Source organism: Marinospirillum perlucidum (assembly GCF_003336805.1).
Taxonomy (GTDB): domain Bacteria; phylum Pseudomonadota; class Gammaproteobacteria; order Pseudomonadales; family Halomonadaceae; genus Marinospirillum; species Marinospirillum perlucidum.
Genome location: NZ_QFWJ01000001.1, coordinates 333107 through 353230, shown reverse-complemented (window position 1 = coordinate 353230; position 20124 = coordinate 333107). Strand labels below are relative to the sequence as shown.

At 55.4% G+C, this 20124-nt stretch carries 15 protein-coding genes; 6 read left to right on the top strand and 9 right to left on the bottom strand.

The window, feature by feature from the left end; all coding sequences use genetic code 11:
* Positions 1-51: 51 nt before the first annotated feature.
* Positions 52-747 (top strand): DUF3334 family protein, encoded by a 696-nt coding sequence (locus DFK18_RS01635; protein ID WP_114416450.1) that lies wholly within the window; start codon positions 52-54, stop codon positions 745-747.
* Positions 748-750: 3 nt separating this feature from the next.
* Here the strand turns inward: DFK18_RS01635 and DFK18_RS01630 are convergent, their stop codons facing one another.
* Positions 751-2181: an aminotransferase-like domain-containing protein gene (locus DFK18_RS01630; protein ID WP_114416449.1), complete on the bottom strand. Its 1431-nt coding sequence runs from the start codon at positions 2179-2181 to the stop codon at positions 751-753.
* Positions 2182-2299: 118 nt separating this feature from the next.
* Between DFK18_RS01630 and DFK18_RS01625 the strand changes: the two genes are divergently transcribed.
* The gene (locus tag DFK18_RS01625) at positions 2300-2926 is read left to right on the top strand and encodes a LysE family translocator (RefSeq protein WP_114416448.1); all 627 of its coding nucleotides are present in this window, start codon (positions 2300-2302) and stop codon (positions 2924-2926) included.
* On the opposite strand, the gene DFK18_RS01620 is transcribed toward DFK18_RS01625, so the two are convergent.
* The 4 genes from DFK18_RS01620 to DFK18_RS01605 are packed head-to-tail and all read right to left on the bottom strand — an operon-like array spanning position 2920 to position 8582.
* A complete protein-coding gene (locus DFK18_RS01620; RefSeq protein ID WP_114416447.1) occupies positions 2920-3471 on the bottom strand; it encodes a L,D-transpeptidase in 552 nt (183 codons plus the stop codon). The genes DFK18_RS01625 and DFK18_RS01620 overlap by 7 nt on opposite strands.
* Before the next feature lie 16 nt (positions 3472-3487).
* Positions 3488-4141 carry a TetR/AcrR family transcriptional regulator gene (locus DFK18_RS01615; RefSeq protein WP_114416446.1) on the bottom strand — a complete coding sequence of 218 codons (654 nt, stop codon included), beginning with the start codon at positions 4139-4141 and terminating at the stop codon, positions 3488-3490.
* Between the two features lie 59 nt (positions 4142-4200).
* Complete coding sequence (locus DFK18_RS01610; protein WP_114416445.1) at positions 4201-7314, bottom strand: efflux RND transporter permease subunit; 3114 nt, start codon at positions 7312-7314, stop codon at positions 4201-4203.
* The gene (locus DFK18_RS01605) at positions 7311-8582 is read right to left on the bottom strand and encodes an efflux RND transporter periplasmic adaptor subunit (RefSeq protein WP_114416444.1); all 1272 of its coding nucleotides are present in this window, start codon (positions 8580-8582) and stop codon (positions 7311-7313) included. The genes DFK18_RS01610 and DFK18_RS01605 overlap by 4 nt, the downstream gene beginning before the upstream one ends.
* Before the next feature lie 270 nt (positions 8583-8852).
* Between DFK18_RS01605 and acnA the strand changes: the two genes are divergently transcribed.
* Entirely contained in the window at positions 8853-11588 is a 2736-nt protein-coding gene (acnA, locus tag DFK18_RS01600; protein ID WP_425451584.1) for an aconitate hydratase AcnA, read from the top strand.
* Between the two features lie 93 nt (positions 11589-11681).
* Here acnA and cysQ read toward each other — a convergent pair whose 3' ends face one another.
* Positions 11682-12482 carry a 3'(2'),5'-bisphosphate nucleotidase CysQ gene (gene cysQ, locus DFK18_RS01595; RefSeq protein WP_114416442.1) on the bottom strand — a complete coding sequence of 267 codons (801 nt, stop codon included), beginning with the start codon at positions 12480-12482 and terminating at the stop codon, positions 11682-11684.
* A 90-nt stretch (positions 12483-12572) separates the two neighbouring features.
* Positions 12573-14324 (bottom strand): ABC transporter transmembrane domain-containing protein, encoded by a 1752-nt coding sequence (locus tag DFK18_RS01590; RefSeq protein ID WP_114416441.1) that lies wholly within the window; start codon positions 14322-14324, stop codon positions 12573-12575.
* 313 nt (positions 14325-14637) lie between these two features.
* On the opposite strand from DFK18_RS01590, the gene rarD reads away from it, so the two are divergent.
* Positions 14638-15522, top strand: coding sequence for an EamA family transporter RarD (gene rarD / locus DFK18_RS01585; RefSeq protein ID WP_114416440.1), 885 nt, complete (start codon positions 14638-14640; stop codon positions 15520-15522).
* 7 nt (positions 15523-15529) lie between these two features.
* Here the strand turns inward: rarD and DFK18_RS01580 are convergent, their stop codons facing one another.
* Positions 15530-16435 (bottom strand): LysR family transcriptional regulator, encoded by a 906-nt coding sequence (locus tag DFK18_RS01580; protein WP_114416439.1) that lies wholly within the window; start codon positions 16433-16435, stop codon positions 15530-15532.
* Positions 16436-16579: 144 nt separating this feature from the next.
* Here DFK18_RS01580 and DFK18_RS01575 point away from each other — a divergent pair, with 144 nt between their 5' ends.
* Both DFK18_RS01575 and fghA read left to right on the top strand, forming a co-directional pair.
* Positions 16580-17695, top strand: coding sequence for an S-(hydroxymethyl)glutathione dehydrogenase/class III alcohol dehydrogenase (locus tag DFK18_RS01575; protein ID WP_114416438.1), 1116 nt, complete (start codon positions 16580-16582; stop codon positions 17693-17695).
* 8 nt (positions 17696-17703) lie between these two features.
* The gene (gene fghA / locus DFK18_RS01570) at positions 17704-18561 is read left to right on the top strand and encodes an S-formylglutathione hydrolase (protein WP_114416437.1); all 858 of its coding nucleotides are present in this window, start codon (positions 17704-17706) and stop codon (positions 18559-18561) included.
* A 278-nt stretch (positions 18562-18839) separates the two neighbouring features.
* Here the strand turns inward: fghA and serS are convergent, their stop codons facing one another.
* Positions 18840-20111: a serine--tRNA ligase gene (gene serS / locus DFK18_RS01565; protein WP_114416436.1), complete on the bottom strand. Its 1272-nt coding sequence runs from the start codon at positions 20109-20111 to the stop codon at positions 18840-18842.
* Positions 20112-20124 lie beyond the last annotated feature (13 nt).

Sequence of the window (20124 nt, the reverse complement as noted above, 5' to 3'; positions counted from 1 at the left end):
TGGAAAGTGGAAAATAAAAACCAGTTTTAGCAACTGACAAGTGAGGTAAACGTGACCCCTCTAGCAACTGCCAAACGCTCCCGTTCTGTCACCACCGAAGAAGTTCTGCTGATTCTCTGCCATTCTGTTACCGACGTGCTTGGCAATGCTGGCAACCGGGAAGTTTCCTACTCTCCCATGGTGCAAAAGATCAACAAGACCTGTCTGCGTCCGGATATCGGCTGCTTCGTCATTTTTGACGGAGGTTTTTCCGGCCTGGTGATTATCAATTTCACTGCGGCAGCGGCTATGGAAATCTACCGCAAATACCTGCTGAGCATGGGCATGCCGGAAAATGAACTGGCGCAATACCACACATCGGATGAAGTGGGTAACGTCATGGGTGAAATCATGAACCAGATCGTCGGTGATTTTACCAACAAGGTTCGTCACCAGCTGCGTACCTCTATCACCCAAAGCCAGCCCAAGATGATGGCGATCAACAAGCAGGTCCAGATTTCGGTTAACACCACCCTGGATCAACCCCAGTCGCGCCGGGTCACTTTCAGTACCGAAGATAACAATATCTTCTACATGGAACTGTCCATGGACAAGACCGAATTCATCAAACTGCATGACTTTGATGAAGTGGCTCTGGAAGACCCCGATGACATCCTCGAGGAAAACCGCGAAAGGGAAGAGAAGAAGGTCAAGGAAAACCTGGAAAACGACAGTAACGATGACCTGATGGACGATCTGGGTATCTAGGAATCAAAAAACAGCCCGCCCCCTCGGTGGGCTTTTTAACAAGGCCTGCAGCCTTTGCAAGGCCTCACGCAAACGATCGCGATTGGCCGGAGGACTGACGCACAAGCGCACAGCCCGGGGCACCGGTTGACTACCGACACTAAAAGGCTCCGCTCCCAAAACCCTTACTCCGGCATCGGCCGCAGCTCTCACAAATTCACCGGTCTGCCAGTCCCCCGGCAGTTGCAACCAGACCACAAACCCGGCCGGATGACGGGAAAAATCGGCACCTTCAAGCTCCTGGGATACCAGCTCCTGACGCGCCCGTAACTCCTGCCATTGCCATTCCAGCAACTGATCGGCCTCTCCTGATTCGATCCAGGCACAGGTCAGGGCTACCATCAGTGGCGGGGCCATCCAGCAGTGGGCCCGCAAGGCAGCAGTCAAACGCGGCAGTTGGGTTTTGGGGGCCGCCAGGACACCTACCCTGAGGCCTCCGGCCAGTATTTTCGAGGTGCTGAATAGATAAACACATCGTTCCGGTGCCAAGTCAGCCAAACGCTCTTGCCGGAACTCGGGCGGCATAAACTGGACGGCATCCTCGATAATCCAGAAATCATACTGCCGTGCCAAGGCCACCAGTTCTTTGCGTCGTTCAGCCGACAGGCAGTAACCCGTGGGGTTGTTTTGATCCGGCATGATGTAAACCGCTCGGGGTTTTTGCTGCTGGCAAAGGCGCTCCAGCGCCTGCATATCCATGCCTTGAGCATCCCTAGGAATCCCCTGATGGCGCAGATGCAGCTCACGAGCAGCAGCAATCACTCCCGGATAGGTCAGCTGATCGGTGACCAGCAGCTCGCCGGGAGCCAGCAGTGCCTGCAGAGAAAGAAAAATGCCATGCTGCCCACCATCGGTGACCACCAACTGGTCAGGATCAATAGGGATCCCCAGGCGCTGGAACCAGTCACAAAATACAGCCAGTTGCTGGGGTTGGCCCCGCTCGGATTGATAGGCCAGCACTTCAGCCAATTGCAGCGGGTCCTCGATCAACGTTTGCAGGGCCTGCTGCAACCCCTGCAAACGCTGCGGGGAAGGCACCATCAAGCTAAGCGATAAATCCAGGCGGTTGTCTTCGTTCTCGGCCTGCAGGTGATAGAAGTTGGGGCGCTGATCATCCTGGCGGTCATAGACATAGGTGCCACTGCCCACCCTGGCCTCCACCAGACCGCGGCGCTCTGCCTCGGCATAACCCCGTGTCACCGTGCCGGTGGTAACTCCCAGGGCATCAGCCAGCAGTCTTTGCGGGGGCAAACGCATATCAGCAGCCAGATCTCCCTGGTCGATCGCCTCAGCCAGGGCTGCAGCCAAGGCCTTGTAGCGAGGCCCCGAATAGGCGTTCAAGTCAGGCAACCAGCTACAACGGCGTTTGGCTTTCTCCTGCAGATCAATTGTCATGGTATCAATAATCCGATTGCAGTTTTATATCGAAACGATAAGCTAAATTGTCACCAATCAAAAAACACATTCAATAAATTGAATCCATACAATTTAGCGTTTAATCAAGGAGAAAGCAATGGAAAGCGGTTGGAACTGGACCCCGGAAAGTCTGACCCTGCTGGGTGCAGCCTGCCTCTATATGATCAGCATGACCCTGACTCCCGGCCCCAACAACATCATGCTGACGGCCTCGGGAGCCAACTATGGTTTTCGCCGAACCCTACCCCATATTGCCGGAATCAGTCTGGGCTGCCTGTTTCTATTCGTGCTCTTGGCACTCGGGCTGGGCAAGCTGTTCGAGCAATTTCCGCTGCTACAAACCGGCCTGAAACTGCTGGGCAGTCTTTATCTGCTCTGGCTGGCCTGGAAAATCGCCAAGGCACCACCCCCTGTCATCGACCTTGAGTATCAGGGCCGCCCCCTGACCTGGTGGCAGGCTGCTGGCTTCCAGTTTGCCAATCCCAAGGCCTGGGTGATGGGGATTACCCTGATGGCTGGTTTTTTACCCAATCAGGGACAACTGCTTTTCAATGCCCTGCTTCTCGCGGGAATCAGCGCCCTGGTGGTTCTACCCTGCATTTGTCTCTGGGCCGGTCTGGGCACAGCAGTCAGCCGCATCTTGAAAAGTGAAAACCACTGGCGCTGGTTTAATCGGGGAATGGGCGGCATGACAGCCGCCTGCGTGGTGATGATTCTTCAGTGATCCCAAAGAATCTGTGCCGCCGTGATCAAGACCAGCGTTCCGGGTTGCACCTGATCAAAAACTTCCAGCAGCTGATCTGGCTGCAAGCGGATACAACCATGAGAAAGAGGCACGCCCAAAGGCTGGTCGTCGGGAGTGCCATGCAGGTAGATATAACGTCTTTGACTATCAACCTGACCACCTCGGTTAAAGCCTTTTTCTTCACCGCACAGCCAGAGAATCCGCCCCAGGATCCAGTCTCTTTGGGGGAAGCGGGCATTCAGCTCAGGCGACCAGATTTCACCGGTGGGACGCCGTCCGCGAAAAACCGCTCGGGGATCTTCCCCCCGACCGATACAAGCTCGGATTCGATGCCAGCCGCGAGGCGTGCAACCACTGCCTTCCAACTCACCCAAGCCAGCCTTGGCCGTGGATAGCGGCCAGCTGGCCAGCACTACGCCAGCAGGATTCAGCAGGTGTAATTGCTGGGTTGCTACCTCAGCCAGCAACCAGTCTTGTTGCGGAGTTTTGGGTGCTGTCTGCAGCAGCTCGGCAAGAGTCTTCATCTACCCCCCGATTTAACTAGGCCGCATCTCCGGTAGCAGGTAAAGCTGGTACCGGAGCCTGCATCGCGGCTGTCACGACCGGCAAAAGGCGGGCAACCAGATCACGAATCCGAGTTTTTTCATCGTAATCATTGAAGGCAATGTCTCTCAAGGCTTCCAGGGAGGACATGGTAAAAACCACCGAACCCAGCATGAAGTGAATACGCCAGAAACGCTCGGCATCGGGTAAATCCGGGGTGCAGAGTTTCAGCTGTTGGGTGAAACGGGCAAAGGTTTGACCATAATGCTCTTGCAGATAGCGGCGCATATGCCCCTGTGCCTGGGTGTAGGCCAGACCGAGAAGACGCATGAACACCGACAGGCTGCCTTTACTGGCGGGAACACTGATGGTGGTACGCGCCAGCACTTCTAGGAGTTCTTCCAGGGTGACGCCACCGCGTTTTTCCAGCTGATTCAACTCATTATTGAACTGCTCGCAAAAAGGATCCAGATAGCGGGCAAAAACGGCCTGGATAAGGGCTTTCTTGGAACCAAAATGATAATTGACGGCAGCCAGATTCACCTTGGCTTTACCGGTAATGGTGCGCAATGAGGTTTCTGCAAAGCCCTTTTCAGCAAACAGGGCTTCTGCAGTATCCAGAATTCGGGTCACAGTATCGGACTGGGCCATGGGCTCTCCGCATGTTTAAACAGATGTTTAAAACATTATCCGAGAAGAGCCCGCTGGGGTCAAGCGCTGCTTTCCAGGCGATCCCGCCATTTTTCCACCCAGGCCAGCAGTGCCGGGATCACCACCAGAACCAACAAGGTGGCCACCGCCAGACCAAAGACTATGGAAACAGCCATGGGGATGAGGAACTGAGCCTGAACCGAAGTCTCAAACAGCAAAGGCACCAGACCGACAATCGTTGTGGTCGAGGTGATCAAAACCGCTCTTAAACGCTGGCAGGCCGCTTCGATAATCGCCTCTTCACGCCCCAGCCCTTCCTGGCGCAGCCCTTGATAAAAGCTCACCAATATAATTGAGTTATTGACCACAATCCCGGTCAAGCCAAAGAGACCAAAGAGCGACAGGATGGTCAGCTCGATGTTCATCAGAAAGTGGCCCAGGGTCGCCCCCAGAAGCCCAAAAGGAATGATGGCCATCACCACCAGGGGCAGCAGATAGCTGGCAAACATCCAGGCCAAGACGATAAAGATGGCAGCCAGGGCAAACAACAGCCCCATTTGCATATCCCCCAGGGTTTCCTGCTGGTCTACGGCCCGCCCCTGGAAGGACCAGTCGATACTGTGCTTGTCAGCCAACTCCGGCAGCACTTCCTGAGCCAGACCGGCTCGGATCTGTCCCGCATTGCCCTGGGCGCGGTCGACTTCGCCGGAAACATGTATGGCCAGACGTGCATCAGCATGACGCAGGGTTTCAAAACCCGGCTGAAAATCCAACTGAATCAACTGCTGCAGGGGCACCCAGCCTTCACTGTTGGGCAGTGGCAAGGCCAGATCCTGAAGAATCGAAGCCTTGAAGCGCTCCTCATCAGGCAGGCGTACCCTGACTTCCACTTCATCCAGACCATCCTGATACAACTGCACCAGACTGCCATCAAAAAAGCCTCTCAGCTCGGCAGCCAGCGAACGCGGCGAATAGCCCAGCGCCATGGCTTCAGGGGTCAGGCGCAGCAGCAGCTGTTCCCGACCATAGGGGGTGTCATCTTCAACGGCATAGAGTCCGGGGATATCCTGCATGCGTCCGGCCAATTCCAGGGCCGCTGCTTTGAGTTCTTCGGCAGTTCCCCCTTCCAGGCGGACATCCACATCCCGACCGGGTGGCCCTCCGGTAACAGCCGTCACCAATACTGAATCCAGACCTGGCGCAGAAGGCAGACGGGCATTCCAGGCATCAATCAAATCCTGGTTACTGACTTCACGACTGTCCGGCGAAGTCACCTCCACCAACAGGGATGCAAATTGATTACCCCGGGGCGCATTACCTTCCTGACTCAGTTGCTGCCCCAAGCGGGTGACCCGGGTTTGGATGATGGCTTCACCCAGGGCTTCTTCAGCTTCTAGCAAGGAGGCATCCAATTCCTGCATGAAGGCTTCCACCTTATCGGGTGCCGTACCAGCCACAAAAGCCACATTGGCTCTCAAGGTGGTGCCATCCGGGCTGGGAAAGAAAGTAAAACCGACACGACCACCAGCCAGCAGCCCGACCGAGAGAATCAGCAGAGCCAAGGCCGAAGCCAGCGTTAAGCCCTTGCGCTCAACCGCCCGAGTAACCCAGCGACGAAAGCGGTGATCACGAAAGTCTTCCAGTCCCTGTTCGAAACGGGCACTGATTCCCTTTTCTGCAGGCTGGTCCAACTCCGCCGGATCAACAGCCAACCCCCGCTTCAATTGATGCGGGAGGATCAGAAAGCTGATCACCAGGGTCGCCAGGATCACACAGATCACCACCAGGGGAATCTCAAACATGATGTTGCCGATAACCCCACCCACCAGCATCAGGGGAAAGAAGGCCGCCACGGTAGTCAAGGAGGCGGCAATAACCGGCCCCAGCATCCGGTGAGCGCCCTCTTCGGCGGCCTCTTCAGCAGAGTAACCCTGGCTGCGCAGGGTGTAGGCATGCTCGGCCACGACGATGGCGTTATCCACGATGATCCCCAGTGCCATGATAAAGCCGAACAGGGAGATCATGTTGATACTGCCACCGAACAGCCAGAGGGTAACGAAAGCGGTGGTAAAAGCGATGGGGATACCCAGGGCCACCCGCAGGGCCAGATGGCCGCTTAGAAACAGAAAGAGAATGCCCACCACCAGGACCAGGCCCCCGATGCCATTTTTCAGCAGCAAGCGAATCCGCTCGTCGATCAATTCCCACAACTGGTCATAGACGGTCAATTCCACCTGGGGCGGCTTACTGGCTCGGGTTTCTTCCAGCCAATCATTAAACAGACGAGCCGCTTCCAGGGCATCGGTGGATTCGGTTCTTTGCAGCCAGAGTTCCACTGCCGGCTCACCCCGGTAACGGATCAGGGTTTCCCCGTCACGCGGGCGTTTTTCGATGTGGGCAAAGTCACCCAGACGCAGCAGGCCTTCGTCGGCACCCACACGAATGGGCAGCTCGGCAAAAGAATTTTCATCACGGGCCTGCTCCAGAACCCGCAGTTGACGCCCCCCCTGATTACGCCCCACCAGACCGGCGGGTTGATCCAGAGTGAATTCTGCTAACTGAGCAGAGAGTTGGCGTGGGGTTAGGGACAGGGTCAGCAGTTTTTGCAGGGGCACCTCAATGGCCATTTCCTGCTCGGGCAAACCGGAAAAGTCGACTTTTTCGATTCCCAGATCCAGTAATTCCTGCTCATACTGACGGGCCAGGGTGCGCATTTCCTCCCGGTCTTCAAGACCGGACACCAACAGACGGGCAATGGGTTCGTAGCGTACGATCCGGCTGATAATCGGTGTTTCGGCCGCTTCAGGTAAATTGCGCAACTGTGCGACCCGATCTTCCACCTGAGCCAAAGCCTGGGTCATGTTGGTGCCATCTCGGAATTCCAGAGTAATGGCCGCGATGCCCAAAGAAGAGGTGGACGTCATTGACTTGAGACCGTCCACGGTGCGAAGTTCATTTTCCAGCGGCAGGGTGACCCCGGTTTCCACATCTTCGGCGCTGGCTCCCACCCAGACCACACGCACACTGATGATATCCAAAGAAAAATTGGGGAAAAACTGGGTATTGAGTTTATTCAAGGCCCAGCTACCCGACATCAACATCAGGATAATCAGCAGGGTACTGGCCAGCCGATGGCGTAAAAACAGACCGATCAAACCACCCTGCCCGGTCATTCTTCAGCCTCCTCAGCGCCAGCCAGGGTTCGGGTTTCCACCACCTCCACCAGGAGGCTGTCCATGGCATTGGGCAAACGATTGGCCAGAACCTGATCGCCCGCTACCAGCTCATCGGAACGAATCAGCACACCGGGTTCACCCTGGAGTTCCAACTGGCCTTCCAGTTCGACATTCAAACCTTCCAGACGCTCATCCACGACCCGATAAATACGATTACGCCCCTGAACTGCAGCTGCAGGCACCCAGAAAACCGCCTGCAGACGCGGCAAAAGCAACTCTGCATCAATAAAACGCCCCAATGCCAACCCCTCGGGATTCCCTGAAGTCAGTTTAAACAAGGCCTGAATGCCAGCAGCATCGCGCGTGCGTCCTGCCAATTCCTGAAGGGTAAAAACCAGGGAGTGATCACCAGGCTGACTGCGGGCCACCAGCTTTTCACCCTGATCCAGCGCTTTTTGCAGGAGGGCTACATAGCTGACAGGAATACGGGCTTGCAACTCCAGCGCACTGGGAACAAACACGCTCACGAGCGCCTGCTGAGGTGCGACCTGATCCCTGACCCCGATAAAGATTTCTTCCACACGTAAATCAGCGGGAGCCTTCAGGCGGGTCGCTTCCAGATTGCGCTGGGCCTGTTCCAGCTGGGTTTCTGCCCGGGCCAGATTGGCCTCCAACTGAGCTTCGCGTGAAGGGAATTGATTAACAGCCAACTGGCGATTTAAAAAAGCCGATTTCTGCTGGCTCAGAGCCAACTGGGCCTGCTCCAGATCCCGACGCGATGCCCGGTTGGCTGCAAACAGCTGTTCCAAGCGCTGCCCCTGGCGTTCAGCCAGCTCTAGCCGCTCCCTCTCTTCTTCCAACAATTGCAAATCAACCTGATGCTGCTGCCGGAATTGCTCCAGGGTGGACTGGGCCTCCTGAAATCCGGCCTTGGCTTGATTGAAGGCAGCGCGGGCATCCAGATCATCCAGGCGCAAGAGGAGGTCTCCCTCGCTAACCGCTTGGCCTTCCTCCACCAGAATTTCAGCCACATCACCCGCAGTACGTGCTTTGAGACTGGCCGAAGTATCACTGGTCAACTCACCAAAGAGTCGCAGCCTGGGTGCATAATCACCCGGCTGGACAGCCAAGACGGCCACTGGCCAGCGCCTTTCCTCGTCACCTGCTGGAGGCGGTTCTGGGCGGGTCATGCGCAAGAGAACAAAGCCCAGAATCCCCAAGGCAATGACGACTAAAGGAAGGAAACGTTTCAGCAAAGGACGCATAAATCAGCATTCCCTGATATTTTGATTTGGAACCGCAAGTCTAAGTCAGTTTACATTAAAAATACAGTCGGTATAGCGGGATTACAGCTGCTCTCAGGCCAATCACTTGGCCGAAGATTGCCTTCAAGGGCTTGAATCCTGTTTTTTGGAACCCATCAAGTTATGCAGTGCCTTATAACTTATCTGTTCTGATCCTCGGGGGCAGGTTGGAAAAGCAGCAAATCGCGGGGTTATTTGCCACACTCAAACTAACTTTTGATGGTTAAGGAGATGACAATGGCTTCAGCTTCTGATTTCAAACAAGACTTGCAGGCAGGATCAACCCGGTATTCCTATTTCAGTCTGCCACAGGCTGCAGAGAAGTACGGCGATATCAGTCGCCTGCCCTTCTCTCTCAAGGTTTTGATGGAGAACCTGCTCCGCAATCTGGATGGCAAAACCGTCACCGAGCAGGACCTTCAGGCTTTGGTCGCTTGGCAAAAGACCGGCAGCAGTAATCAGGAGATTGCCTTTAGCCCGGCCCGGGTATTGATGCAGGACTTTACCGGGGTCCCCGGGGTCGTGGATCTGGCCTCCATGCGTGCAGCCGTGAGCGAACTCGGTGATGATCCCCAGAAAATCAATCCACTCTCGCCGGTTGATCTGGTCATCGACCACTCGGTGATGGTGGATGCCTATGCCAGTGATTCGGCTTTCAAAGACAACGTTGACCTGGAAACCCAACGTAACAAGGAGCGCTATCAGTTTTTGCGCTGGGGCCAGCAGGCCTTTGATAACTTCAGCGTGGTGCCACCCGGTACCGGCATCTGCCACCAGGTCAATCTGGAATACCTGGGGCAGGCGGTTTGGTCCCAGGAGGTTGAAGGCGAGCAGCTCGCCTACCCGGATACCCTGGTGGGCACCGACTCCCACACCACCATGATCAACGGCCTGGGTGTACTCGGCTGGGGTGTCGGTGGTATCGAGGCTGAAGCCGCCATGCTGGGTCAGCCGATCTCCATGCTCATTCCCGAAGTGGTGGGTTTTAAATTAACCGGCCAACTGCAGGAAGGCATTACCGCCACCGATCTGGTATTGACGGTGACCCAGATGCTGCGTGAAAAGGGCGTCGTGGGTAAATTCGTGGAATTCTATGGCGAGGGCCTGGCCAAACTGCCACTGGCCGATCGCGCCACCCTGGCCAACATGGCACCCGAATATGGGGCTACCTGCGGTTTCTTCCCCGTGGATGAACAAACCCTGCACTATATGCGCCTGACCGGCCGTGAAGAGGCCGTGATCGAACGCGTGGAAGCCTACTGTAAAGCCCAGGGCCTCTGGCACACTCCGGGAGATGAACCCATCTTCTCCGACAAGCTGGAGCTGGACCTGTCCAGTGTGGAATCCAGTCTGGCCGGCCCCAAGCGTCCCCAGGACCGGGTCACGCTGAGCAAAATCAAATCCACCTTCCAGGGACTGCTGGATCTGCAGGTCGCGCCAGCGCAGGAAGAAAGCGCTCTGGAAAGTGAAGGCGGCGGGCATGCGGCCGTGGGTGGCGAACTCCCCTCCGGCGAAGTGGAATACCAGGATGAAAATGGTGATACCCACCTGCTCAAACAGGGGGCCGTGGTTATCGCGGCCATCACCTCCTGCACCAACACTTCCAACCCCAGTGTCCTTATGGCAGCAGGCCTCTTGGCCAAAAAAGCCGTGGAAAAGGGCCTGCAACGTCAGCCCTGGGTCAAATCTTCGCTGGCTCCCGGCTCCAAGGTGGTCACGGATTATCTGGCAGCCGCAGGTCTGAACAACTATCTGGATGAGCTGGGCTTTCATCTGGTCGGCTACGGCTGTACCACCTGCATCGGTAACTCCGGCCCTCTCCCCGGCCCGATCGAGGAAGCCATTCACAAGGGTGACTTGACCGTGGCCTCGGTGCTTTCCGGTAACCGTAACTTCGAAGGCCGCATCCATCCGGCCATCAAAACCAACTGGCTGGCATCGCCTCCCCTGGTGGTGGCCTATGCCCTGGCCGGCAACCTGCAAACGGATCTGACTAATGAACCCCTGGGTCAAGATAAAAACGGGGAAGCGGTTTACCTCAAGGACATCTGGCCTTCCAACCAGGAAATCGCTGAAGCAGTTGAACAGGTCAAAACCCAGATGTTCCGCAAGGAATATGCTGAAGTTTTTGCCGGAGATGAAGCCTGGCAGCAGCTGGAGGTTCCCAGTGACCAGACCTATACCTGGCCGGAATCCACCTATATTCAGCATCCTCCTTTCTTCCAGGGCATGCAGAGAAAACCCGAAGCGATTGCCGATATCAAGGAAGCCGGGGTTCTGGCCCTTCTGGGGGACTCGGTTACCACCGACCATATCTCCCCGGCCGGTTCCATCAAACCCTCCAGTCCCGCGGGCCGCTACCTGCAGGACAAGGGCATCGAACCCAAGGATTTCAACTCCTATGGTTCGCGCCGGGGTAACCATGAGGTGATGATGCGCGGTACCTTTGCCAACGTACGCATCCGCAATGAAATGCTGGATGGCGTCGAAGGGGGAGAGACCCGCCACTACCCTTCCGGTGAACAAATGGCCATCTATGATGCCGCCATGCGCTATGCCGAAGAAGGTAAACCTCTGGTGGTGATTGCCGGCAAGGAATATGGTACCGGTTCCTCACGTGACTGGGCTGCCAAGGGGACACGCCTGCTGGGGGTAAAAGCCGTGATTGCCGAGTCCTTCGAGCGCATCCACCGCTCCAACCTGGTGGGCATGGGTGTTCTGCCCCTGCAGTTTGCTGAAGGCGTGGATCGCAAGAACTTAAAACTGACCGGTGAAGAGAACTTCACCATCACCGGGCTGGATCAGCTCAAACCCCAGGGTGACGTCCAGGTCAGCCTGACCCGCCCGGATGGTAGCAGTGAAAGCTTCACGGCTAAATGCCGGATCGATACCGACAAGGAAATGGATTACTACCGCCACGGCGGCATCCTACATTATGTTCTGCGAAAAATGATCGGCACAGCCTGATCATTAGCACTGGCAAGGAAGCTGGTGCCAAATCTTTGCCTAGCCCCTCCAAAAGCGAAACAGCCACTTTTGGAGGGGTTTTTATGGAAATAATCAATTGATAACGCTGGATAGATTATTTTTCGCTACAACCAAAAAGCTGGGATTCAGGGTTTCCTGAGGCGACGAATAATCTAGTGGCTTCCCATTCAGGGTCACCACAACGCCACCGGCCGCTTCGACCACTGCCTGGGCAGCTGCAGTATCCCATAGACTCGTTGGCCCCAAACGGGGGTAAATATCGGCCAAACCCTCAGCAACCCGGCAAAGCTTTAGTGAACTGCCCATAGGCAGAATTTCAAAATCCTGCAAACGTTCCAACCATTCCTTCATTGAATCACTAAGGTGAGAGCGACTGCCTACCACCCGCCAGCGTTTAGGTAATAAAGTTTCGACTTGAATTGCCTGGCGTTCTAACTCTTCACCCTCAGCATTATAAATTATCTTATTGGCTCCCTCTGCCACGATAGCAGAGTAGGCCCACTGACAAGCGGGTGCATCCACAACGCCCAACAAGGGCTTGCCCTTTTCGATCAAGGCAATGTTGACGGTAAATTCACCATTGTGCTTGATAAACTCCTTGGTGCCATCCAAAGGATCGACCAACCAGTAGCGTCCCTGTTGATCCGTACCAGAAAAAGCGGCCAAATCTTCTTCAGAAAGAATCGGTATTCCCAGACCCAAGGCTTCCAAGCCTTCAACAATCAAGTGATGGGCAGCGGAGTCTGCTTCTGTCAACGGACTGGCATCCTCCTTTTGGGTAATTTCAAATTCCCGATTATAAATTTTCATAATGGCTTGTCCTGCCTGACGAGCCAAGCCTTCAATGGCTGACAAAAGTTCAGAATTCTGCATAACACCACCCCGGCATCCTTTTTTAATCCCGCAAACCCTAGGTCATTACTGACCACGAAGTTTAGCTTCTAAGTGGACCTATCTGAATCATTAATTCTGAAACTGCAAACGCGCCAGCTGCTGGTAGAGCTCGGAGGTTTGCATTAATTCCTGATGAGTACCTTCAGCCACCAGGCATCCCTGGTCCATCACCAGTATCCGATCAGCAGCGATTACGGTGGACAAGCGATGCGCAATCACCAGGGAGGTACGCCCTTGCATCAAGTGATCCAGGGCTTGCTGAACCAGATGTTCACTGGCGGCATCCAGAGCACTGGTGGCTTCATCAAGAAGCAGCACCCGTGGATCACATAGGAGCGCACGAGCAATGGCCAGGCGTTGGCGCTGACCTCCGGATAGCTGGACACCACCGGGGCCCAGCCAGGTTTTCATGCCCTCGGGCAAGGCCTGAATAAAGCCCAGTGCCTGAGCCTGTTCGGCCGCTTTGATCACCTCTTCTTCACTGGCCTGGGGGCGACCATAACGCAGATTATCTTCGGCAGTCCCGGTAAAGAGTACCGGCTCCTGGGCCACCAGAGCCATGGCGGCTCTAACCGCTTCGGGTGCCAGGGATTTCAGATTCTGACCTTCCAGACAGATGCGACCTTCCTGGGGATCATAAAATCTCAGCAGCAGCTTCAGGAGACTGGATTTTCCTGCACCCGAGGGGCCAACCAGGGCGACTCGCTCACCCGGCCTAAGCTTTAGCGTCAAATTCTTGATGGCTGGCTGATCAGGGCGAGCTGGATAAGCAAAGCTGACCGCTTCTAAGCTTACTTCTCCCTGCAGCTTGGCTGGCAGGGGTAATGGCTGTTCCGGTGCGGCAATCCGGGGTTGGGCTGCCAGCAGCTCCAGCAGGCGCTCCGCAGCTCCAGCTGCCCTTTGCACCTCACCCGCCACCTCGGCCAGAGTGGCAACCGCCCCGGCCGCGATGAGTGCATAGAAAACAAACGCAGTGAGCTGGCCGGGCGACATACGTCCGGCCAAGACATCCTGTCCGCCCTGCCAGAGAATAATACCCACGGCAGCAAAAACCACCAGCATGGCAAAACCGGTCAGAAGAGCGCGTTGAAAGACACGGGCTCTGGCCACTGAAAAAGCCTCTTCAACCCGCTGGCCATAATGCTTGCGGTCTTCCTGCTGATGATTAAATGCCTGCAGGGTTTCTATGCCCTGCAAGGCTTCACCAGCATAACTGCCTAATTCGGCCACCTGATCCTGGCTGGAGCGTGACAGCTTACGCACCCGACGGCCAAACCAGATCACCGGCACCACGGTCAGGGGAATGCCCAGGAGCACCATCAGCGTCAGCCAGGGGCTGGTAATCAACAGCAGAATCACCGCCCCGGTCAAGGTCAGCAGGTTACGCAGGGCCATCGACAGGGAGGAGCCAAACAGGCTTTGCAGCACACTGGTGTCAGCCGTTAGACGACTCTGGATTTCCCCGGCCCCATTGCGGTGAAAATACTCGGGTTCCAGCGTAAGCAGATGGGCAAAGACCTTGAGTCGCAAGTCTGCGGCCAGACGCTCACCAATCCAGCTCACCAAGTAGAAACGACAGGCTGATGCCAGCGACATAACTGCCACCACGCCCAGAGTCCCCACCAAGGCCCAGTTCAACCACTGGGAATCCCCGGAAGCAAAGCCTTTATCCACCACCAGTCGCAAGCCCTGGCCCAACAAGAGCACACCGCTGGCCGCAACAATCAAGGCCAGAGCAGCCAGAAACAAGCGCAACTTGTAGGGCTGTAAAAAACCCAGCAGACGCAGGAGAATACGCGGATGAGGTCGGGATGCGGACATAAAGTACCTTGCAAGAAAAAAGCGGTTATACCTGAGAGTCTAAGGAGCTTTTGATTAACGTGATGAGCGCTGGTTAAGAGCTGAATTTATTCCTGATGAATTCCAGCACTTCCTACATCCATGTAGGTCGCCAGCTAAATTGAACGAGAAAGCGGAGTTTACAGCGAGTAAATGAGCATTTTGAGGCCAATTTAAACGCAGTATAACCAAGCGCAATAGTTAATCAGAAGTTTCCTAAATGAACCCTAACACAGCCGTCCCTGGCCAAAGTAAAAAACACTGGTAAACTGCCTTTTTATCCGGAGGCTCAACGATGCAAGGCCTGGTCCTGGCCCTGGCTGCTTACATGATTTGGGGCTGTTTTCCACTCTTCTTCCACCAGCTGAATACTATCCCGCCTTCGGAAATTCTGGCCCACCGGGTCATCTGGGCGCTCACCTTCACCCTGGCCAGCCTCCTGCTACTACGCCAGGGGCGCGCCTTCCTGCAACTCCTGAAGCAACCCAAGGCCCTGGGTTGGCTTGCCGTTTCCGGTCTGCTGATCAGTTCCAACTGGCTGGTATTTATCTGGGCCGTGGGCCAGGGACGAGTCATTGAAGCCAGCCTGGGCTATTTTATTTCGCCTCTGGTCAGCCTGCTGATGGGCTGGCTGCTGCTCAAGGAAAAACAGCACCCCCTGCAACTCACCGCGGGTTTTCTTGCCACCCTGGCAATTGCCTGGGAAGTGTTCAGCCTGGGCAAACTTCCTTGGATTCCGGTTGTTCTGGCGATGACGGTGGGCTGCTATGGCCTGGTTCGCAAGCGCCAGCCGGTGGACTCCCTTCAAGGACTCACCGTCGAAACCCTCTGGTTGTTACCCTTAGCCCTGGGTTGGCTGTTGTGGATGCAGGTAGCCGACTACCCGGTTGCTTTTGGCCGCAGTACAAAAGAAACTTGGCTGCTGGTTGCTTCCGGTTTGATGACGGCTTCTCCCCTGTTGTTATTTGCAGCAGCCACCCGTCGCCTGAACCTATCGATTGTCGGTTTTATTATGTATATCAATCCCATGATGCAGTTCATCACTGCCGTCTGGATCCTGGGTGAGAGCTACTCTCCCCAGCGCCTGGTGACCTTTGCTCTTATCTGGATTGCCATGATTTTGTTTATGGGAGGCGTCTGGCGCCAGTACCGCCAATCAGCCACAACGGCCCATCAATAAGCCCACATCATCGCCGGTTTGCCGCTTGTGGCCAGGGCAAACCGGATCGGAATCTTTCAACCAGAAAGTCGGTTAAGACCTGAAGCTTCATGGACTTCTGGCGGGCCTGAGGATAGACCAACCAAACCCCGCTAAAAGGATAACGATAGGCTTCCAGCATGGAAATAAGCCGCCCCTCGGCCAACAGAGGCTCGACGTAATAATCCGGCAATTGAGCAATCCCCAAGCCTTTGCAGACCGCATCCAAAAGCGCCGGTCCTGAATTGGAGCGCCAGCTGCCCGTCACCTTGAGTTCGCGCCGCTGTCCCTGATCACTGAACAGCCACCAGGGGTTGGAGCCCAGAAGACAATTGTGCCCGGAAAGCTCGGCCAGAGTATGCGGCATGCCCTGTCGCTGTAAATAATCGGGGCTGGCACACAGGTATTCACGTCGATCGCATAAACGCCGGGAGAGTAGAGAAGAATCCTTCATTGAGCCCATGCGTACAGCCAGATCATAGCCTTCGGTCACCAGATCCGTCTGGCGGTTGGTCAAATGCAAATCCAGACGGATGCGTGGGAATTGCATGGCAAAATCATTGAGTGCCGGAGCCAGAAAACGCTCGCCAAAGGTAGTGGCACAGGTAACCCTGAGCTGTCCGGCTGGTTCGGCCTGGGTTTGGCGTATTTCTTCTTCGGCAGCAAAAAAGCCTTCCAGTAGCTGATGACACTGCTCGAAATATTGGGCTCCCGCCTCACTCAAACGGATGGATCGCGTGGTTCGATACAGAAGCGGTGTGTCCAGACGTTTTTCCAGCTCGGCAACCTGCCGACTGATATGTGAAGGAGAGACATCCAGTTTGCGGGCAGCTGCACTGAAATTGCCTTCACGCACTACCGTGACAAAAGCCTCTACTGCATCCCAGGGTCGCATTGGATACCTCATGAATAAAAATAACCTGTATAAATACCAGGATTATTGTTATATGGCAAAGATCATTTGCAACCTGTGCTGAGATGATGAGCTTAAACTTCTATAAACTGGCAGCCACTTAAATCACAACCTTGGAGAGAAATCATGAAATCACGTGCTGCTGTGGCCTGGGGTGCTGGCCAACCCCTGACAATCGAAGAAGTGGATGTTCAGGGCCCTAAGGCCGGCGAAGTGCTGGTCCGCATCGTGGCCACGGGTGTTTGTCATACAGATGCCTTTACCCTGTCCGGTGCAGACCCCGAAGGCATCTTTCCTTCGATTCTGGGTCACGAAGGCGCGGGTATCGTGCAGGAAGTCGGTCCGGGTGTAACCAGCTTGAAGCCCGGCGACCATGTGATTCCGCTGTACACCGCCGAATGCGGCAAGTGTAAATTCTGCCTTTCCGGTAAAACCAACCTCTGCCAGGCCGTGCGCGCCACCCAGGGCCAGGGCCTGATGCCGGATGGCACCAGCCGCTTTTCCGTGGGTGGCAAAACCCTCTACCACTACATGGGCACATCGACCTTCTCCGAATACACGGTGGTACCGGAAATTTCCCTGGCCAAAATCCACGTCGATGCGCCCCTGGAAAAAGTCTGCCTGCTGGGCTGTGGTATCACCACCGGGATTGGCGCAGTACTGAATACCGCCAAGGTTGAGCCGGGCTCGACCGTAGCCATCTTCGGTATGGGCGGCATCGGTCTTTCCTGTATCCAGGGCGCACGCATGGCCGGTGCTGAACGCATTATTGCCATCGATATCAATGAAGAAAAATTCGAGATGGCCCGCCAGTTTGGTGCTACCGATTGTGTGAACCCCAAAGACTTTTCCGATCCCATCCAGCAGGTGATCGTGGACATGACCGATGGTGGTGTCGACTACTCCTTCGAGTGTATCGGTAATGTGCAGGTCATGCGCTCAGCCCTGGAATGCTGTCACAAGGGTTGGGGTGAATCCATCATTATCGGTGTTGCCGGTGCCGGCGAAGAAATCTCAACTCGCCCCTTTCAACTGGTCACCGGCCGCGTCTGGAAAGGCTCTGCCTTTGGTGGCGTCAAGGGTCGCAGCCAGCTGCCCGGTTACGTGGAAGACTATATGAACGGCAAAATCGAGATCGATCCTTTCATTACCCATACCATGGGACTGGAAGACATCAACAAGGCTTTTGATCTGATGCACGAAGGCAAGAGCATCCGTTCCGTCATTCTTTTTGATCAATGAGGTCAGCAATGACAAGCACTTCCCTGGAGCTGGTTGCCAGCAATAAATGCTTTGGCGGCTGGCTGAAACGCTACCGGCATACCTCGACAGCGACGGGCACGGAGATGGTTTTTGCCATCTACCTGCCCCCCCAGGCGCAAACGCAAAAGGTGCCCGTGCTCTACTGGCTATCCGGCCTGACCTGCACCGATGAAAACTTCATGCAAAAAGCCGGTGCCCAGCGCCTGGCGGCTGAACTGGGGCTGGCACTGGTCACTCCGGATACCAGCCCACGCGGCACTGATCTGCCGGGAGAACATGAAAGCTATGATCTGGGTTCAGGTGCCGGTTTTTATGTCAATGCCACGCGTGAGCCCTGGTCCGAAAATTACCGGATGTACGACTATGTCACTCAGGAATTGCCAGACTTGATCGAACAGCACTTTCCGGTCACGGACCAGCGCTCGATCAGCGGCCATTCAATGGGTGGGCATGGAGCTCTGATTTCGGCGCTGAAGAATCCGGGACGTTATCGTTCGGTCTCGGCTTTTGCGCCTATCAGCAATCCGGTCAACTGCCCCTGGGGTGAGAAGGCCTTTAGCCAGTATCTGGGTGAAGATCGGCAAAGTTGGAAAGCCTGGGATGCCAGTGAGCTGATTGCCCAGGCCGAAGAGCAGTTACCGCTTCTGGTGGATCAGGGCGAAGCCGACAACTTCCTTTCCGAACAACTCAAACCGGAAGCCCTGGAAGCAGCCTGTCAGGCAGCAGGCTATCCGCTGGAGCTGCGTCTTCAGCCGGGTTATGACCACAGCTACTTCTTCATCGCCAGCTTTATCGATGATCACCTGCAGCATCATGCTCGGGCTTTGGGGCTGCTGGCTCCCTAGCCAGCCCTGCTTAACCAAGGGAGCCTCTGATCAACGTTATGAGCGAAGTTTAGGGCTGAATTCATTCCTGATGAATTCCAACACTTTCTACATCCATGTAGGTCGCCAGCGAAATTGAACGAGAAAGCGGAATTTACAAGGAGTAAATGAGCATTACGAGGCCAATTTCAACGCTGCATAAATAAGCGCAATAGTTAATCAGAGGTTTCCCGGTAAAAGGCCCTCGCTTCCTGCCGAAACGAGGGCCTTATCGAGCAGCCAATTGCCGATCAAATAACCTAGACGTATTCAGCACCGCCCATATAGGGCTTCAGCACTTCTGGAACCTGAATGCGTCCGTCTTCCTGCTGATAGTTTTCCATCACCGCCACCAGACAACGGCCCACAGCCAGGCCGGAACCATTCAGGGTGTGCAAGAGCTCGGGCTTCTTGGCATCAGGACTGCGGAAACGAGCCTGCATCCGGCGCGCCTGGAAGTCTTCACAGTTGGACACGGAAGAAATCTCACGGTAGGTCTGTTGGCTGGGAATCCAGACTTCCAGATCATAAGTCTTGGCCGCACCAAAGCCCATATCGCCGGTACAGAGGCTCAATACCCGGTAAGGCAGTTCCAGTTTCTGCAAAATAGCCTCGGCATGGCCGGTCATTTCTTCCAGCGCCTGATAAGACTGCTCAGGATGCACCAGCTGTACCATTTCCACCTTTTCAAACTGGTGCTGGCGGATCATGCCGCGGGTATCCTTGCCGTAGGCACCAGCTTCGGAGCGGAAGCAGGCACTCAAGGCCGTCAGTTTAATCGGCAGATCAGCAGCCTGGGCAATCTGGTCCCGCAGGATATTGGTCAGGGGCACTTCCGCCGTAGGTATCAGGTAGTAGTCATGATCCACGTTCAGCTTGAAGAGATCCTCGGCAAACTTGGGCAGCTGGCCGGTGCCATAGAGGCTATCGTCATTAACGATCAGGGGGACATTGCACTCCTGGTAACCATGCTCATCCACCTGGGTGTTGAGCATAAACTGGGCCAGGGCGCGATGCAGGCGGGCAATCCCGCCACGCATCAGATTAAAGCGTGAACCGGTCAATTTGGCTGCGGTTTCAAAATCCAGCAGGCCACTGATTTCACCCAGATCGACATGATCCTTCACCTCAAATTCAAAACTGCGAGGCTCGCCCCAACGGCGGATTTCTACATTCTCGTCTTCATCCTGCCCCACAGGAACCGATTCGTGGGGCAGATTGGGCAGGGTCGCCAGCAGCGCCTGGTAGTCTTCCTGCAGACCGGCCAGTTCGGATTTGGCAGCATCCAGCTGGCCACCCAGATCAGCAACTTCATCCAGCAGCGGCTGGATATCTTCACCGGCGGCCTTGGCCTTGCCGATATTCTTGGAGCGGGCATTGCGCTCTGCCTGCAGCTGCTCAGTTTTTACCTGCAGCGCCTTGCGCTTTTCTTCCAAAGCAGAAAAAGCGGCCTTGTCCAGTTCAAAACCACGGGTCGCCAGCTTTTCAGCCACCGCATCCAGTTCAGTTCTAAGTAGTTTGGGGTCTAACATAGTTAATCCTGTT

Bases quoted from the DNA above. Each gene is read 5' to 3' on its own strand.
- DFK18_RS01615 (WP_114416446.1), bottom strand. From the start codon at position 4,141: ATGGCCCAGTCCGATACTGTGACCCGAATTCTGGATACTGCAGAAGCC.
- cysQ (WP_114416442.1), bottom strand. From the start codon at position 12,482: ATGCAGAATTCTGAACTTTTGTCAGCCATTGAAGGCTTGGCTCGTCAG.
- DFK18_RS01575 (WP_114416438.1), top strand. From the start codon at position 16,580: ATGAAATCACGTGCTGCTGTGGCCTGGGGTGCTGGCCAACCCCTGACA.
- fghA (WP_114416437.1), top strand. From the start codon at position 17,704: ATGACAAGCACTTCCCTGGAGCTGGTTGCCAGCAATAAATGCTTTGGC.
- rarD (WP_114416440.1), top strand. From the start codon at position 14,638: ATGCAAGGCCTGGTCCTGGCCCTGGCTGCTTACATGATTTGGGGCTGT.
- DFK18_RS01610 (WP_114416445.1), bottom strand. From the start codon at position 7,314: ATGACCGGGCAGGGTGGTTTGATCGGTCTGTTTTTACGCCATCGGCTG.
- DFK18_RS01605 (WP_114416444.1), bottom strand. From the start codon at position 8,582: ATGCGTCCTTTGCTGAAACGTTTCCTTCCTTTAGTCGTCATTGCCTTG.
- acnA (WP_425451584.1), top strand. From the start codon at position 8,853: ATGACAATGGCTTCAGCTTCTGATTTCAAACAAGACTTGCAGGCAGGA.
- DFK18_RS01580 (WP_114416439.1), bottom strand. From the start codon at position 16,435: ATGCGACCCTGGGATGCAGTAGAGGCTTTTGTCACGGTAGTGCGTGAA.
- DFK18_RS01625 (WP_114416448.1), top strand. From the start codon at position 2,300: ATGGAAAGCGGTTGGAACTGGACCCCGGAAAGTCTGACCCTGCTGGGT.
- DFK18_RS01620 (WP_114416447.1), bottom strand. From the start codon at position 3,471: ATGAAGACTCTTGCCGAGCTGCTGCAGACAGCACCCAAAACTCCGCAA.
- DFK18_RS01590 (WP_114416441.1), bottom strand. From the start codon at position 14,324: ATGTCCGCATCCCGACCTCATCCGCGTATTCTCCTGCGTCTGCTGGGT.
- serS (WP_114416436.1), bottom strand. From the start codon at position 20,111: ATGTTAGACCCCAAACTACTTAGAACTGAACTGGATGCGGTGGCTGAA.
- DFK18_RS01630 (WP_114416449.1), bottom strand. From the start codon at position 2,181: ATGACAATTGATCTGCAGGAGAAAGCCAAACGCCGTTGTAGCTGGTTG.